The following is a 16,200-nucleotide window of genomic DNA, read 5'->3' on the forward strand; positions in this document are numbered from 1 at the left end:
TTCAGCTGAACGCCAGCACCCCGTCGTCGATCGGCGCGCGCCGGATCGAGCGGACGTCGTACAGGTAGTTCTGGCGCAGCTTCCACGGCTCCACGTCACCCTGCTTGGGCAGCTGGTCGATGGCGCGCAGGACGTAGCCGGCCATGAAGTCCATGAACGGCAGCCGCGCGACGTCGGGGTCGTCGACGGGTACGACGATGCGCTGGCCGTGCTCGTCGAGGTGCGCGAGCACCCGGCAGACGAACTCCGCGACCAGGTCGGCCTTCAGCGTCCACGAGGCGTTGGTGTAGCCGATCGTGTAGGCGAAGTTGGGCACGCCCGAGAGCATCAGCGCCTTGTAGGCCATCGTGTCGGGCAGCGCGACCGGCTCGCCGTCGACGACCAGGTCGAGCCCACCGAACGCCACCAGGTTGAGGCCGGTGGCGGTGACCACGATGTCGGCCTCGAGCTCCTCACCTGACCCGAGCAGCACGCCCGTCTCGGTGAACCGCACGATCGTGTCGGTCACCACCGACGCGTCGCCGCGCGAGATCGACGCAAAGAGGTCGCCGTCGGGCACCAGGCACAACCGCTGGTCCCACGGGTCGTAGACCGGCTTGAAGTGGGTGTCTACGTCGTACCCCTCGGGAAGCGCCTTGACCGTCGCCTTGCGGATCAGCCCGCGCATGAACTCCGGCCGCCGCTGCGAGAGCTGGTAGATGCCGGTGGCGACGCCGACGTTCTTCCACCGGGTCGCGGAGTACGACGCCTTCTCGGGCAGCACCCTGCGCAGCCCTCGCGCGATCTTGTCGATCGCCGGCAGGGACAGGATGTACGTCGGCGAGCGCTGCAGCATCGTCACGTGGGCGGCGCCCGAGTCAGCCAGTGCCGGCACCAGCGTCACGGCGGTCGCGCCGGAGCCGATGACGACGACCTTCTTGCCTGCGTAGTCGATGTCCTCGGGCCAGAGCTGCGGGTGGATCACCTGGCCACCGAAGTCGTCGATGCCCTCGAAGTGCGGCGTGAAGCCCTGGTCGTAGTTGTAGTAGCCACTGGTGCACCACAGGAAGTCGCAGGTCATCGCGAACGGCGCGCCGTCGCGGGTGCCGGTGACGGCCCAGCGCCCGGTGTCGGTGTCCCAGGACGCGCCCGTGACGTGCGTGGCGTACTGGATGTGCTCGTCGACGCCGTACTCCTGCGCGGTCTCGCGGACGTACTCCAGGATCGACGGCCCGTCGGCGAGCGCCTTGTCGCCGCGCCACGGCTTGAACCGGTAGCCGAGGGTGAACATGTCGGAGTCCGACCGCACGCCCGGGTAGCGGAACAGGTCCCACGTGCCGCCGCTCGCGTCGCGCCGTTCGAGGATCGTGTAGGAGCGCCCCGGGTGCTCCCGGCCGAGCTGGCAGGCCGCGCCGATGCCGGAGAGGCCGGCACCGATGAGGAGTACGTCGACGTGGTCGATGTCAGTCATGCCTGGACCGCCGTTCCGTTGTCGAGCAGGTGGTCGATGTCGTCGATGCCCCAGGCGGCCAGCGCTTCGCGGGTGTGGGCGCCGGGGGCCGGGGCGGGCGGTTGGCCGAGCTCGGCCTTCGTGCGCGAGAAGCGCGGAGCCGGGGCCGGCTGGGTCAGCCCGTCTGCCTCGACGAACGTGCCACGGGCCGCGAGGTGCGGATGCGTCGCCGCCTCGGAGAGAGTGATGATGCCGGCGACGCAGGCGTCGGTGCCCTCGAAGAGCTCGACCCACTCGGCCTGCGTCTTCTCCCTGAACCGTGCGGTGAACACCTCACGCAGCGCCGGCAGGCTGGCCGGGTCGTTGCGGTCGGGCACGTCGACCTCGAGCAGCCGCACCAGCTCGTCGTAGAACTGCGGCTCCAGCGCACCCACCGACATGTGCCGGCCGTCGGAGGTCTCATAGATGTCGTAGAACGGCGTGCCGCCGTCGAGCAGCCCGGAGGCGCGGCGTTCGCGCTGCAGCCCGACGGCGGACAGGGTGATCGCCATGGCGTTGAGGTGCGCCGTACCGTCGACGATCGCGGCGTCGACGACCTGCCCCTGACCGCTGAGCCGGGCCTCCAGGAGGGCCGCGAGCACGCCGATCACAAGGTACGTCGAGCCGCCGCCGAAGTCGCCGACCAGGTTGCTCGGGAAGTGCGGCCGGCCGCGGTCCTGGCCGAGGCCGAAGAGTGCGCCGGTGATGGCGATGTAGTTCATGTCGTGCCCGGCCGTGTGTGCCAGCGGACCGTCCTGCCCCCACCCGGTCATCCGGCCGTAGACCAGCCGCGGGTTGCGCCCGAGGCAATCGTCGGGCCCGAGGCCGAGGCGCTCGATGGCGCCGGGCCGCATGCCCTCGATGAGCACGTCGGCACCCTCGACCAGTTCGAGTACGACGCCCGCCGCGGCGGTGTCCTTGAGGTCGAGCGCGACGCTCGGCCGGCCACGGTTGAGCACGTCCTTGTCGTTGGTCGGGAACATCCCGTCGGAGGGGCGCTCGATGCGGATCACGTCGGCACCGAGGTCGGCCAGGATCATGCAGGCGTGCGGGCCGGGCCCAATGCCGGCGATCTCGACGACCTTGACCCCTCGCAGCGGTCCGGTGCCCTGTCCCAGCGCGTAGTCCATGGCGCGATCATGACAGAACCACTGTCAGGGTCGAGGAAATGAGCGTCTCAGGTCCGGGTAGGGATCCGGCTACGGTGAGAGACATGGGGCATCTTCAACTGCACCAGGCGCGACAACTCTGCGCTGCACGGCGCCGCCGCCCGGGGTTCCTTCGCGGAGTTCAGCGCGATCTACGAGCCCGGGGACGCGAACCTCGACTTCTCGGGTGCATCCCTTCTGGGGCTGGCGCTCGGCAGCGGCAACCCGGCGGCGCGCGTGGCGATCTCCAACCGGCTGCTCGACGGCGGCGCCGAGGTGACCGCACACGCCAACGAGCTGCACGTGCTGCTGAGCGGTACGGCGCACGACTTCGACGCCGAGCCCGCACTCCTCCGGCGGATGATCGAGGCCGGCGCCGACGTCAACCGGGTGGTCCCGCGGCTCGGCGCTCCCCTCGAGGCGCTTGCCGGGGTTTTCAAGTTCACCGATGCCACGCTGGCGCCGTTCTACGACGTCTTCCTCGAGCGTCCCGACCTGGACCTGCTCCACGAGGGCGCGTTCAAGAAGTCCGTCTACGCCAGCATCAAGCAGATCTCGGCGAAGCGCGCCGACCTGCTCGCACGGTCCGAGGCCTACCTGACCTCGCGCGGCATTCCGATCCCGGAGTGACCCGGACCACACCCGATTGCAACTCGTTGCATAGGTCTGCCATCCTCGCTCCGTGGCCCTCGAACACGCCCTCCTCGTCGCCCTGCGCGAACAGCCCGCGTCCGGGCTCGACCTCGCGCGACGGTTCGAGAAGTCGATCGGCTACTTCTGGCACGCCACCCACCAGCAGATCTACCGGGTCCTTGCGCGGATGGAGGCCGACGGCTGGGTGAGCGCCGAGGCGGTCGCCCAGAGCGGGAAGCCCGACAAGAAGGTGTACGCCGTCTCGACGGCGGGCGAGCGCGTGCTCGCCGAGTGGCTGGCCGAGCCGACCCCGGTCGAGACCTTCCGCAGTGCGCTGGCCGTCAAGCTCCGCGGGGCGTCGTACGGAGATCGGGAAGCGGTGCTGGCTACGGTGCGAGACACGCTGGCCGACCACCGGACCCGGCTCGCCCACTACGAACTGCTCGCCAAGCGCGACTACCCCGAGCCGTCGCTCCTCGTGGGTCACGAGCTCGACCAGTACCTCGTGCTGCGCGGGGGCATCGGGCTCGAGAAGTTCTGGATCAGCTGGCTCGACGAATACCTGGAGGCACACCCATGACCTACGACCACCTGCTCGCGCCGCTGACCATCGGCTCGTTGAGGATGCGGAACCGGGTCGTGATGGGCTCGATGCACACCGGGCTCGAGGACTACCCGTGGGACATCGACAAGCTCGCGGCGTACTTCGCGGAGCGGGCGCGCGGCGAGGTCGGGCTGATCATCACCGGCGGCTACGCCCCCAACAAGCGCGGCTGGCTCAAGCCGTTCGGCTCCGAGATGACGACGCGGCTGCAGGCGATGCGGCACCGCCGGGTGACCGACGCTGTGCACGACGAGGGCGGCGCGATCGCCATGCAGATCCTGCACGCGGGGCGCTACGGCTACCACCCGTTCAGCGTGAGCGCGTCGAACAAGCAGTCGCCCATCACGCCGTTCAAGCCGTCGGCGTTGTCGACACGCGGTGTCGACAGGACGGCGTCGGACTTCGCGAACGCCGTACGCCTGGCGAAGAAGGCCGGCTACGACGGCGTCGAGATCATGGGGTCCGAGGGCTACCTCATCAACCAGTTCCTCGCCGCGCGCACCAATGACCGGTCCGACGCGTGGGGAGGTACGGCGACCAAGCGGATGCGACTGCCCGTCGAGATCGTGCGCCGGGCGCGTGAGCAGGTCGGCGACGACTTCCCGATCATCTACCGGATCTCGCTGCTGGACCTGGTCGAGGGAGGGCAGAGCTGGGACGAGGTCGTCGAGTTGGCGCACCGCCTCGAGGAGGTCGGCGTGAGCGTGCTCAACACCGGCATCGGCTGGCACGAGGCGCGGGTGCCGACGATCATCACCCAGGTGCCGCGCGCGGCCTGGCGCAGCGCGACGGCGCGACTCAAGTCGGAGGTGTCGGTGCTGGTGTGCGCGAGCAACCGCATCAACACCCCCGAGCTGGCCGACTCCATCCTGGCGTCGGGCGAGGCCGACCTCGTGTCGATGGCTCGTCCGCTGCTGGCCGACCCGGAGTTCGTGGCCAAGGCCGCGGCCGGGCGGGCCGACGAGATCAACACGTGCATCGCCTGCAACCAGGCATGCCTCGACCATGTCTTCGACAACTTGCGGGCGTCGTGCCTGGTGAACCCCCGGGCGTGCCACGAGACCGAGCTGGTGCTGATGCCGACTCGTCGGCCGGCTTCGGTGGCGGTCGTGGGCGCCGGGCCTGCCGGTCTCGCGGCGGCGGTCAGCGCTGCCGAGCGCGGTCTCGCGGTGACCCTCTTCGAGAAGTCGGCCGAGCCCGGCGGCCAGTTCCGGCTGGCCATGCGGGTGCCCGGCAAGGAGGACTTCACCGACACGCTCCGCTACTACACCCGGCGGCTCGAGGTCCTCGGTGTCGACGTACGCCTCTCGACGGCGGCCTCGCCCGACGACCTGGCCGGCTTCGACCACGTGGTGGTCGCGAGCGGGGTCGTGCCGCGAATGCCAGACATCGACGGCATCGACCACCCCAGCGTGGCGTCGTACGCAGACGTCCTGAACGGCACCGTGGTGCCTGGTCCTCGCGTCGCGGTCATCGGCGCCGGCGGCATCGGGGTGGACATCAGTGTGTTCCTCACCCACGACCCCGCCGACGACCTGGACGACTGGATGTCGCACTGGGGTGTCGGCGACCCGACGCTGCACGTGGGCGGGCTCAGCTCGCCGAAGCCGCGTACGCCGATCCGCGAGGTCACGCTCGTGCAGCGCAAGACCACGCCCATCGGCATCGGCCTGGGCAAGACGTCGGGCTGGGCGCACCGGGCCGTGCTGAAGCAGTCGGGGATCCGGCAGATCGGGGGGGCGTCGTACGACCGGATCGACGACGCCGGCCTCCACATCACCGTCGACGGGCAGCCGCAGGTGCTGGCCGTGGACACCGTGGTGGTGTGCGCGGGTCAGGACTCGGTGCGTTCGGTGTACGACGACCTCGAACACCCCTCGCTGCACCTGATCGGCGGGGCCGACGTGGCTGCCGAGCTGGATGCCAAGCGGGCGATCAAGCAGGGCACCGAGGTCGCTGCCTCGCTGTGACCGCTGGATAGTCCAGTCGGAACTTGTCGCTTCGCTGCCGGCGGGACGACGAAAGGTGACTGGACTACCGGGCGATAGCGTGGCGACATGATCCGCGACTTCACCGACGACGAAGCCCGGCGCGCCCTGGTCCTCAAGTGGGGCATGGCGGCGGCCGACGAGATCCCCGCCTGGGTAGCCGAGATGGACTACGCCCTGGCGCCGCCGGTCGCCGAGGCGCTGGCCGATGCCGTGGCGCTGGGCATGACCGGCTACCCGCCGTTCGAGACGGGCGGCGAGCTGGGCAAGGCGTACGCCGGGTTCGCGGCGCGGCACTACGACCAGGACGTCGACCCGGGGCAGGTGCTGCCGGTGGTCGACGTGACGGCGGGCGTGCGGTTCGCCCTCGACGTCCTCTCCGACGAAGGCCCGATGGTGATGCCCGGACCGGCGTACTCGCCGCAGCTCGAGGTCGCGCAGGTCACCGGGCGCGAGCGCGTCGACCTGCTGCTCGACCCCGACGCCGACCGGGCCGAGATCGACCTCGACCACCTCGACCGGCTCTTCGCCGACGGTGCGCGGACCCTGCTGCTGACCCAGCCGCACAACCCGTGGGGTCGGGTGTTCACGCGTGCCGAGCTCGAGGGCATCCGCGACGTCGTGGTGCGGCACGGGGCCCGGGTGATCAGCGACGAGATCCACGCCCCGCTGGTGCTGCCGGGCGCGGAGCACGTGTCGTACCTGGCGATCGACGGCACGGCCGACCACGCGGTCGCGGTCGTGGCCTCGTCGAAGGCGTTCAACACTGCAGGGCTGCGGTGCGCGCAGATCATCACCACCGACCCGGCCACCCGCGACCGGCTCGTGAACGTGCCGATGGTGCGTAACGACTCGTGGTCGACGCTGGGCGTCGTGGCCGCCGTGGCGGCGTACAACCACGGGGACCCGTGGCTGGCGGCACTCGTGCAACGGCTCGACGAACAGCGCTCACTCCTGGCCAGCCTACTGGCGGAACACCTGCCGCAGGCGCGGATGCGGCCGCTCGAGGCGACGTACCTCGTCTGGCTCGACCTGCGGGCCTACGGGCATGACGAAGCGGCGCAGCTGATCAGGGACCGCGGGCGGGTGTGGCTGTTCGACGGAAGCGACTACCAGGCGGGTCTGGCGGGCCATGTGCGCCTGAACATCGCAACCTCGCCCGAGCGGCTGACCGAGATCGTCCACCGGATGGCCGCTGCCCTTGCCTCCTGACCAGGGCCGGTTCGGGCACAATGCCGGGGTGACCACCAAGATCGTCGTCGTCGGCCTCGGCTATGTCGGCCTCTCCATCGCCGTACTCCTCTCCCAGCACCACGAGGTGATCGGCGTCGATGTCGACCCCGATCGCGTCGATCGGCTCGGCCGGGGCATCAGTCCGATCAGCGACGCCGAGATCGAGGAGTACCTGAGGACCCGCGAGCTCGATCTCGCCTTCACCCTCAACGGAGCCTCGGCGTACGCGGATGCGGAGTACGTCGTCATCGCGACGCCGACCGACTACGACCCGGTCACCAACTACTTCAACACCGACTCGGTCGAGAAGGTGATCGCCGACGTGCTGGCCGCGAACCCCGAAGCAACCATGGTGATCAAGTCGACGATCCCGGTGGGCTACGTCGAGGACGTCCGCGCCCGGCTCGGCATCGACACCGTGATCTTCTCGCCGGAGTTCCTGCGGGAGGGCAAGGCCCTGCTCGACAACCTGCACCCGTCGCGGATCGTCGTCGGCGAGGACAGCCCGCGGGCGCAACGCTTCGCCGACCTGCTCGTCGAGGGCGCGATCGACAAGGACGTGCCGATCCTGCTGACCCAGCCGACCGAGGCCGAAGCGATCAAGCTCTTCGCCAACACCTACCTGGCCATGCGGGTGGCGTTCTTCAACGAGCTCGACTCGTTTGCGATCACGCGGGGGCTCGCGACGCGTCAGATCATCGACGCCGTCGGCCTCGACCCGCGCATCGGGACGCACTACAACAACCCGTCGTTCGGCTACGGCGGCTATTGCCTGCCGAAGGACACCAAGCAGCTGCTGGCCAACTACCAGGACGTGCCGCAGAGCCTGATCGAGGCGATTGTCACCTCCAACACCGCGCGCAAGGACTTCGTCGCGACCGACATCCTGTCGCGCCGGCCACAGGTCGTCGGCATCCATCGGCTCATCATGAAGGCGGCCGCCGACAACATCAGGTCGAGCAGCGTGCAGGGCATCATGAAGCGCATCAAGGCCAAGGGCGTCGAGGTCGTCGTCTACGAGCCCGAGCTGCGGGAGGACACGTTCTTCGGGTCGCGCGTCGTGCGCGACCTCGACGAGTTCAAGCAGGTCTCCGACGTGATCGTGGCCAACCGGATGGTCGACGAGATCAGGGATGTCGACGACAAGGTCTACACGCGGGACCTGTTCGGGTCTGACTGAGGTCGCGTTCGGAATCCCCGGTCGACCGGGGATTCCTGAACTTGTCAGGCAGTGCACGGGCCGACAAGTTCAGCTACGCCGCCACCAGTTGCGCCTGTCGTCGCCCAGTTGCTCTGGTTCGGCGTCCGACCGCGACAACTTCTCGTCCAGCAGCGCCGACGACGCAGCCGGGTCCATTGCGGGCTTGGCGCGCAGCTCGAACCGCTCGACCACGCGATCGGCGATCGGCAGGAACCCGGCCCGCGCCGCGTCGTACTCCACGAGGCCGAAGGCCGCGGCCATCAGCGCGTCGGGGTCTTCGCCCTCGTCGAGCAGTCGCTCGACCCGCGCCCGGGCCGCGATCCGTGTCAACCGTGTGGTGGAGCCGTCGGGGAAGGCGATGATGCGCTCGCCGTGGTGGGTGCGTTCGAGGTCGTCGAGCAGCGCGCCCATCGCGTCGTACGACGGCGCGAAGGCGACGCCGGGCAGGGTCAGCCGGAACTCCGCGTCGGTGTCCGGGTCGACCGATGACACGAGCCGCACCCGGGGCTCGCCGCGATACGACCGGTGCACGATGCGGGTCTCGAGCACGGGGTCCTCGACGGGCTGGATGCGGTCCTCGTGCACGTCGTCCCAGGGTCCGACGACGACGACCCGCAGGTCGGGCACGGACGAGTCGAGCAGGGCGTCGACCACGCGCACGGTCTCGTCGGCGGGGCCGAGCGGCACGACGACCTCGAGGTAGGGCACCTCGTAGGTGCGGCCGTGCCGGTTGCGCTTGGGGCGCATCGCGGGCACGAGGTTGGCGAGGTACGGGTCGTTGTAGCGGTTGACCAGCTCGGCGCGACGCAGCACCTGCGACCGGCCGAGGTGCCAGCTCATCGCCTCGCGGTCGACGATGAAGACGCCGCCGGCCTGCGCCAGCTCGTGGCCGACGGCCATGTCCTCGCCCAGACGGAGCATCGGGTCGAAGCCGCGTGAGGAGAAGTAGAGGTCACGGGAGACCGAGCCGGTCATGCCGATGTGCACCCGCTGCGCGCGTGGGCCGGCCTTCCGCAGATCATCGGTGCGCTTCCAGAAGCCCTCCACCCAGGTGTGCTTCTCGTGCTCCTCGCCGGGGAAGAGGTCGGCCGCGCCACCCTCGGCGACGACGTCGCGCACCTCGGTCGGCGTACGGTCGAAAAGAGATGCCGGGTCGACGAACCGCTTGTCGCCACCGGGCACTGCATAGTCGATGAGGTGGTGCCAGCGCAGCTGCGCCTCGACCTCCTGGCGATGGGCGAGCATGTCGGCGTCGTACCAGTGCAGCACCTCGCCGTCGCTCGCCAACGCCCCCAGGTGAGCGGCATTCGCGCGCCCCCAGCCCGACTCGACGCGGAGGATGCGGGTGTTGTCGGGCCGCACCTCGGGCAGCTCGAGCGGCGGCGTGCTCTGGTCGTCGACGACGACGACCTCCATCAGGTGGGCTGGGTAGCTCTGCGCCGCCAGACCGGCAAGCACGTAGGGCAGCGTGCGGTGATAGTTGTACGCCGGCACCACCATCGTGACGGTCTTCGTCGGCTCCCACTGCCCCAGCGCCGGCGGGGTGAGCACGCTCCAGTCGTTGTGGCGTACGACGGTCTGCCGCGGCATCAGTCGGCCACCCGCATCTCGCTGCCGGGGTGGAAGCCCGGCCACTGCGTCTCGGTGATCTCCGCCCGCCGGAACTGGTCGTCGTCCATCGCCCACGTGTGCCCGGAGCCCGTACGCCGCAGGACATAGCCGAGCCCGTGCGTGCGGTAGATCCGGCCACCGGCTGCCTCCACGCCGGCGAGCAGCTGGGTGTCGACGAAGCGTCGTACGCGGCGGAAGTCGCCCAGGGCGCGCAGCATCCCGCGGTCGATCATGATCGTCCCGCCGGCGATGAAGCGGTTGAAGCACTCGGACGGGTGGTTGCGGCGCACGGTGACGTCGTCCTGCTGGAGGTAGACGAACTCCGACGGCATCCCGACCACGTCTGCGCCGCTGAAACGACGGGCCATCAGCAGGTCGTGCACGGCATGCGGGGAGTACCAGTCGTCGTCGTCGATCTTCATCAGCACCTCGCCCGACGCAGCGCGGGCCGCGGCCCTCAGCACGTCACCGAAGAAGGCATCCTTCTCGAAGTCGAGCAACACGTACGGCGTCGCGCCGAGCACCGCCCTCACCTGCTCCTCGTCGGCGGCGAACCCGTGCGTCGCGAGCACCAGTTCAACGTCGGCGCCACGCTGCGCGGCCACCTGGCCGAGCGCGAAGTCGAGCTGCTGGGGCCGCATCGTCGCGAGCAGGACGCTCACCGCCGGCAACCCCGCATGGCGTACGCCGGCGCGCGCGGCGAGGCCGGAACGCCAGGCCAGCGTGGAGTGGTGGGCGAAGGTGGCGCGACGTAAGCGAAGGGCGTGCTCCTCGCGAGAGAGCGGGTCGGCGAGGTCGGCGGTCGTGGACAGGGCTTCGATGACCGCGGGGGAAAGACCGATCCCGGTGCCGGTGGCTACGAGCGGCACCCCGGCCATCGCGAGCCGCAGCACGTGGTTGGCGTCGTCGCGGCCGAGGTCGACCCGGACACCCTGGTGACCGCGCGCCCGGTCGACGATCGCCTCCGTGACGCCGGCAGGTCCGGGCGCGAGCTTGAGCAGGTCGATGACGGGGCGGTCCCAGTCCTTGCGCCAGCCGACGGGGTTGAAGACGAGCTCGTCGACCGGGTCGAGCCCGGGGTCGGTGACCACGGTGGGAGCGCGGTCGATGACGTGGTGAGTCTCCGGCTGGTCGAGCGAAGTCGAGATCACAACGTCCGGCGGGACGTCACGGTCAGCGTCCCCGGCCTCCTCGACCGACGACACATGCAGCGCCCGCACGTCGAGACCCGGCGCGGCCGGCCGGCCGGCGTACGCCACGACGACACCGCCATGAGTGGCGTCGGCGCCCGGCACGGCCTGGCGGGCAAACTCCGCGAGCACCGCATGGGCGCCCACCGGGTCGTCGAAGCGGGCGACAGTCAGGAACCCCCGGGCCAGCGGCCGGGCGTTGAGGCTGGAGAGCGGCGCCCACTCGCCGCGCGGATGCAGCACCAGCGGGCTGGTGCCTTCGGTGAGCCAGACGCCGACGGTGCGGCACTGGCCGAGGCGCGGGATGACGGATGCAGCCTGACGCAGGGTGGCCCGGTCGGACGCGACGAGCAGGATCGACTTCCAGCCGCGCTTGACCGGGGCACCACGATCCACCTGGGAGAGCGCGAGGAACGAGCCGTCGAAGCCGGTGGGGAGTGCCGCCACGACGGGGTTGTCCGCCGTGACGATGAGGATCGGCGTGGGCGCGTTGGCGAGGAAGCTGTCGAGGGGATGAGTCACGGTTTCGCCTTGCGCAGAGAGAGGCTCGGGGGCAGCGAGTGCTTGACCAGCGGCCGCGGCTGCTCGCGCAGCCAGGTGTGCGTGACGTGGTCAATGATGTGGACGCCGGCCGGTGCGGTCACCTTCACCAGCCCGTTGAGCGGCGTGCCGGTGCGGATCGCGTCGTCGACCTCGAACTCCCGCAGCTTGCGGTAGAGCCGGGTGTTTGTGAAGTCGACGCCGTCCTTGCGCCAGTGCGCGAACTCGTCGGCGTCGTGCCACATCACCTCGACGCACAACCCCTGCGGCAGCACGATCCGCTCGGTGTCGGAGGGGTACTCGCGCAGCTCCCAGTCGAACGCCTTCACGAACGTGAAATCCGGCCCCATCGGGTAGATCCACGGCTCCAGGAAGCTCAGGCTCAGGTCGATCCAGCCGGTCGACTCGTCGACCACGGTCAGCGGGTGCCGCGGCATCGCGACGATCGCCCGGCTGGTCTCGAGCTGCCACGAGAGGTCGCGCAGGATCGACACGCCCTCGGGTGAGAGCACCATGTCGCCGTCCCACTTCATGGAGTACGACGTGCGCACCTTGCTGAACGACCAGTTGTAGAAGTGCGCCAGCGAGTGCACGCTCGTCGCCGGCGTGGCCAGGTGCTCGGCGCCGGCGCGGGAGACCTGGTGCGGATAGGTCAGCCCGGTGAACCTGTCGGTCGCGCCGTGCTCCTTGGCGATCTGCGCGGCCAGCTCGGGGGTGCCGTCGTCGGACCCGTTGTCCACGAACACCACGTGCTGCACGGCGTCGAGGATGGGCGGCAGCACCCACGGCAGGTTGCGCGCCTCGTTGCGCACCCGGAAGACACACGTCAGCCCGGGGCTCAGTCGACCTTCGCGCCAGGGCCAGGTGACGTCGTACTCGCTGATGCCCTCGAGCGTGGGGATGTCAGCGCTCACGCCCCAGCGCCTTCCGGATCTTCTGACGGGCGGCGGGCGGCACCATCGCGCGTACGGCGTGCGGCACCTTGTCGACCCGGCTCTGCGCGGCCGGGGCCGGGCCGGTGGCGGTGCGGGCGCCCTCGCGGCGCGCGGCCAGCGTCGTGGAGTGTGCAAAGGCCTCCGCCTCGGCGTACATGTCGGCGTAGGCGACCCGCAGCTGGTCGCACGTCTCGTGTGCCCTCGCGTCGTCACCACCTTCGTCGGCCAGCCCGTCGAGCGCGTGCCACGTCTCGTCGGCGAGGTCGCGGAGGCGGTCGGGCACGTCGACGTCGTCCCAGGTGAGGGTGACTCGGCGGAGGTTCGGGTCGATGAACTTGTGCACCTCGCGGATGTCGTTGGCCATCGCGGTCTTCACGGCGTGCAGGTCGAAGGCGTCGCCGATGCGGAAGACGGGAATGGTCCAGTCGGCCAGCATGTCGGCGTACCGCACGAACGCCCGCGGCTCCCCGCGCGTGGCCCGCTCCGTGTGCAGCATCATGTTGATCCACGCGGCGGTGCGGGTGACGCCGCTCTGGCGAGCGTCGTAGTAGGCCTGCTTGCTGCCGACCACCTCGGTGACGGGCCGGAGCATCGTGACGTACGACGACGTGGCGGCGCTGCGGTCGGCTCCAGCCCGCCAGAGCCCGAGAAACCAGGCGGCCCGCGGATCCTTGATCACCAGCTCGTCGCCGGCCTCGAACTGGCCTGTCAGCCACTGCGTGACGCGCTCGCGCACCGCGTGGTCTGCGCTGACCTTGCCGGCCTCGAGCCAGGCCTGGGGCCGGGCGTCGGAGACCTGCACGTTGCTGGCTCTGAGCAGCTCGTCGTGCAGGTCGACCACCCACTGCGGCTCACCGAACCCCTTGGGGTTGGTCGAGTCGGCTGCCACCTCGGGCTGCGGGACGTGCAGGCCGAGGGTGCGGAGCGTGCCCGCCATGACGCTCGTGCCGCTGCGCCCGGAGCCCGCCACGAACACGATCCGGCGCGGCTGGTCCGACGGCTGCACCGGAGTTGTCGACATGGCGGGCAGCCTATCGTCGGCGAAATCGGAGGCGTGAGCGCCGGCGCGGGTTCCTCCGGAGATTGGCTACCTCGCGACGGGCGAGCGAGGTGTCACGAGACCAGATCGCTCCATCGAAGGTGCTGCGGATTTCGTGCGCTGGCCTTTCCTCTGCTCGCGGCCTCGATCAGGCGCATGCTCTGCGCAGATCAGTGCCTTGTAGTCGGCATGGGAGGGTAATCGAGCACGATGTTCGAACATGTGGTCCTCGGGCGAGCTTGCGGGAAGGGAGGCTCCTTTGGTCGATGACCCGAGACGCCCTTCTCCTCCACGTGGTGCTCGTCGCCCTGCGCCGTAACGCGATGTCCCCCCACTTCTCTCGGCTGACCTCCTCCGTCCTCGCGGCTTCCTGACATCTGACAGGAAGCGCCTGCCCCCCGGCCACCCCGAGGCTCCGGCTGTCAGACGGGTGGAACGGTCTGCAACGGGTACCGGACCTCTCCGGACATGACTACGAGGTGTTCAATGACGGTCCTCCAGAAGCAACGACACAGTCAGGTCGCGCACCTGACGCTGGAAGATGTTGCGCAAGTCGGTCGCGAGCTCGACGCGGTCCGGCAGCGCGTGGTCGACAGCCGGGGAGCTCGTGACGCGGCGTACATCCGTCGGGTGATCAGGTTCCAGCGCAGTCTCGAGCTCGGCAGTCGCGTCGCGCTGCTGGCCGGCCGTTGGCGCCCTGCTTGGGTGGTCGGCACGCTAGGGCTTGCGGTGGCGAAGAGCCTGGACAACATGGAGATCGGGCACAACGTGCTCCACGGCCAGTGGGACTGGATGCGCGATCCGAAGATCCACTCCACGACCTGGGACTGGGACCACGCCTCCCCGCCGGAGCAGTGGAAGCACGCCCACAACGACACCCACCACCGCTACACGAACATCCTCGGCAAGGACAACGACCTCGGCTACGGCATCATGCGCGTCGACGAGGACCAGGAGTGGGAACCGCGACATCTCGCCCAGCCGCTGTGGAACCTGCTGAACGCCTGCATCTTCGAGTACGGCATCGCAATGTACGACATCGAGTTCGGCGAGCACCTGCGCCAGAAGCGGGGCTTCACCCCTGAGCTGAAACAGCGTGTGGGCACGGCCCTGGCCAAGATCCGCAAACAGGTGACCAAGGACTTCGTCGTTCACCCACTGCTGGCCGGGCCTGGGTGGCGCAGCACCCTGACGGCCAATCTCACCGCCAGCTTCCTGCGCAACGTGTGGAGCCACTCGGTCATCATGTGCGGACACTTTCCCGAGGGCGTCGAGACCTTCGAGACACCGGCGCTCGACGACCAGGAGACGCGCGGCGAGTGGTACCTGCGCCAGATGCTCGGGTCGGCCGACATCTCGGGCAGCCCGCTGATGCACCTGATGAGCGGCAACCTCTCGCACCAGATCGAGCACCACCTCTTCCCCGACCTCCCGAGCAACCGCTACGCGGAGATAGCCGTCGAGGTGGAGCAGCTCTTCGAGCGCTACGGCCTCACCTACCACTCCGCGCCGCTCCCCCGGCAGCTCGCGTCGGCGTGGCACAAGGTGCTGCGCCTGTCACTGCCGAACGGTTGGCTGGCGGCCACGAACCGTCACAACGTCGTCTCGCAGGTTCGCGACCTCGTCCGCGGGGTGGCGCACGGGCCCGACGAGGCGGCAGCCCAGTCTGCGGCGGGTTAGGACGAGAGCATGGCCCCGACCCGCCTCGTCCTGACCTCCGACACGCACCTGCCCACGCGCGCCAAACGCCTGCCTGAGGAGTTGTGGAGCGCTATCGACGCTGCTGACGTCGTGGTGCACGCCGGCGACTGGGTCGACGAGGCGACCCTGGACGCTTTCGAGACTCGGTCACGACTGCTGGTGGCCTGTTGGGGAAACAACGACGGTCCGAGGCTGCGGGCGCGAATCCCCGAGTTCGCCCGAGTGGAGATCGACGGCGTGCGGCTCGGCGTGACGCACGAGACGGGCGCCAAGCAGGAACGCGAGCGCCGGATGGACCTGGCCCACCCAGGCCTCGACGTGCTCGTCTTCGGCCACAGCCACATTCCATGGGACTCCACGACGCCCGGCGGCATCCGGCTACTCAATCCCGGCTCACCCAGCGATCGCCGGCGCCAACCTCACTGCACCTTCATGACCGCCACGGCGGCGGACGGCGCGCTAGCCAACGTCGTACTCCACCCGGTGTCGGCCGCTCCTTCGGACATGAGCAACACGCTCACGCCAACCGTGGCGAACGTGGGCACACCATCGCGCCAGCAGTGACTCCAGCGATGGCTTGACGTGAGGATGAGGATGCAGCAGGGCTCTCGCTGGCATGCCCGCCAAGGACCAACACCCGTGATGTGGACTCCCCCACGCCATACCGACAGGACCGTTGGGAACAGGTCTCACTCGCCAAAGTTCCACAGGGTGAGTGCAACCGAGACCGGCGATCGGAGATGCACTACGGCGCTGGTCCGAAGCTGACCGGCGTGACTCGCACTCCCCGTCGCTACCAGGACGTTGACCCGTGTAGCCCATTGCGCCCAGATTGCCGCGGCAGGCGCTTCTGACCAGACCGTCTGTTGTCGATCAGGCACGACCCACGCGCGACAGGATCGAAGACTT

The 16,200-nt window shown here is 69.5% G+C and carries 13 protein-coding genes; 7 read left to right on the plus strand and 6 right to left on the minus strand.

The genetic code is table 11. The features are described 5' to 3' along the window. Nucleotide 1 precedes the first annotated feature (1 nt). Nucleotides 2-1,450, minus strand: coding sequence for an NAD(P)/FAD-dependent oxidoreductase (locus H4Q84_RS12310; RefSeq protein WP_248579391.1), 1,449 nt, complete (start codon nucleotides 1,448-1,450; stop codon nucleotides 2-4). Beyond that, nucleotides 1,447-2,598, minus strand: a complete 1,152-nt coding sequence (locus H4Q84_RS12315; RefSeq protein ID WP_282580235.1) for a CaiB/BaiF CoA-transferase family protein — start codon at nucleotides 2,596-2,598, stop codon at nucleotides 1,447-1,449. The genes H4Q84_RS12310 and H4Q84_RS12315 overlap by 4 nt, the downstream gene beginning before the upstream one ends. Nucleotides 2,599-2,853: 255 nt before the next feature. Between H4Q84_RS12315 and H4Q84_RS12320 the strand changes: the two genes are divergently transcribed. From H4Q84_RS12320 to H4Q84_RS12340, 5 genes are all read left to right on the plus strand, one after another. Then, nucleotides 2,854-3,246 (plus strand): hypothetical protein, encoded by a 393-nt coding sequence (locus H4Q84_RS12320; RefSeq protein WP_248579392.1) that lies wholly within the window; start codon nucleotides 2,854-2,856, stop codon nucleotides 3,244-3,246. Nucleotides 3,247-3,298: 52 nt separating this feature from the next. Then, complete coding sequence (locus H4Q84_RS12325; protein WP_248579393.1) at nucleotides 3,299-3,829, plus strand: PadR family transcriptional regulator; 531 nt, start codon at nucleotides 3,299-3,301, stop codon at nucleotides 3,827-3,829. Then, the gene (locus tag H4Q84_RS12330) at nucleotides 3,826-5,823 is read left to right on the plus strand and encodes an NADPH-dependent 2,4-dienoyl-CoA reductase (protein ID WP_248579394.1); all 1,998 of its coding nucleotides are present in this window, start codon (nucleotides 3,826-3,828) and stop codon (nucleotides 5,821-5,823) included. Before H4Q84_RS12325 ends, H4Q84_RS12330 begins: the two co-directional genes overlap by 4 nt. Nucleotides 5,824-5,910: 87 nt before the next feature. Further along, complete coding sequence (locus tag H4Q84_RS12335; protein ID WP_248579395.1) at nucleotides 5,911-7,053, plus strand: aminotransferase class I/II-fold pyridoxal phosphate-dependent enzyme; 1,143 nt, start codon at nucleotides 5,911-5,913, stop codon at nucleotides 7,051-7,053. 28 nt (nucleotides 7,054-7,081) lie between these two features. Beyond that, entirely contained in the window at nucleotides 7,082-8,254 is a 1,173-nt protein-coding gene (locus H4Q84_RS12340) for a nucleotide sugar dehydrogenase (protein ID WP_248579396.1), read from the plus strand. A 69-nt stretch (nucleotides 8,255-8,323) separates the two neighbouring features. Here H4Q84_RS12340 and H4Q84_RS12345 read toward each other — a convergent pair whose 3' ends face one another. The 4 genes from H4Q84_RS12345 to H4Q84_RS12360 are packed head-to-tail and all read right to left on the minus strand — an operon-like array spanning nucleotide 8,324 to nucleotide 13,572. After that, nucleotides 8,324-9,865: a glycosyltransferase family A protein gene (locus H4Q84_RS12345; protein WP_248579397.1), complete on the minus strand. Its 1,542-nt coding sequence runs from the start codon at nucleotides 9,863-9,865 to the stop codon at nucleotides 8,324-8,326. Next, nucleotides 9,865-11,598, minus strand: a complete 1,734-nt coding sequence (locus tag H4Q84_RS12350; RefSeq protein ID WP_248579398.1) for a hypothetical protein — start codon at nucleotides 11,596-11,598, stop codon at nucleotides 9,865-9,867. The genes H4Q84_RS12345 and H4Q84_RS12350 overlap by 1 nt, the downstream gene beginning before the upstream one ends. After that, nucleotides 11,595-12,530 carry a glycosyltransferase gene (locus H4Q84_RS12355; RefSeq protein WP_248579399.1) on the minus strand — a complete coding sequence of 312 codons (936 nt, stop codon included), beginning with the start codon at nucleotides 12,528-12,530 and terminating at the stop codon, nucleotides 11,595-11,597. Before H4Q84_RS12355 ends, H4Q84_RS12350 begins: the two co-directional genes overlap by 4 nt. Further along, on the minus strand, nucleotides 12,520-13,572 hold the full coding sequence (locus H4Q84_RS12360) for a sulfotransferase family protein (RefSeq protein ID WP_248579400.1): 1,053 nt from the start codon (nucleotides 13,570-13,572) through the stop codon (nucleotides 12,520-12,522). Before H4Q84_RS12360 ends, H4Q84_RS12355 begins: the two co-directional genes overlap by 11 nt. Nucleotides 13,573-14,076: 504 nt before the next feature. Here H4Q84_RS12360 and H4Q84_RS12365 point away from each other — a divergent pair. Then, nucleotides 14,077-15,270 (plus strand): acyl-CoA desaturase, encoded by a 1,194-nt coding sequence (locus H4Q84_RS12365; protein ID WP_248579401.1) that lies wholly within the window; start codon nucleotides 14,077-14,079, stop codon nucleotides 15,268-15,270. A 9-nt stretch (nucleotides 15,271-15,279) separates the two neighbouring features. Next, entirely contained in the window at nucleotides 15,280-15,855 is a 576-nt protein-coding gene (locus tag H4Q84_RS12370) for a metallophosphoesterase (protein ID WP_248579402.1), read from the plus strand. The last annotated feature ends 345 nt before the right edge of the window (nucleotides 15,856-16,200 follow it).

The sequence above is a fragment of the Nocardioides sp. InS609-2 genome (assembly GCF_023208195.1).
In the GTDB taxonomy this organism is placed as follows: Bacteria; Actinomycetota; Actinomycetes; order Propionibacteriales; family Nocardioidaceae; genus Nocardioides.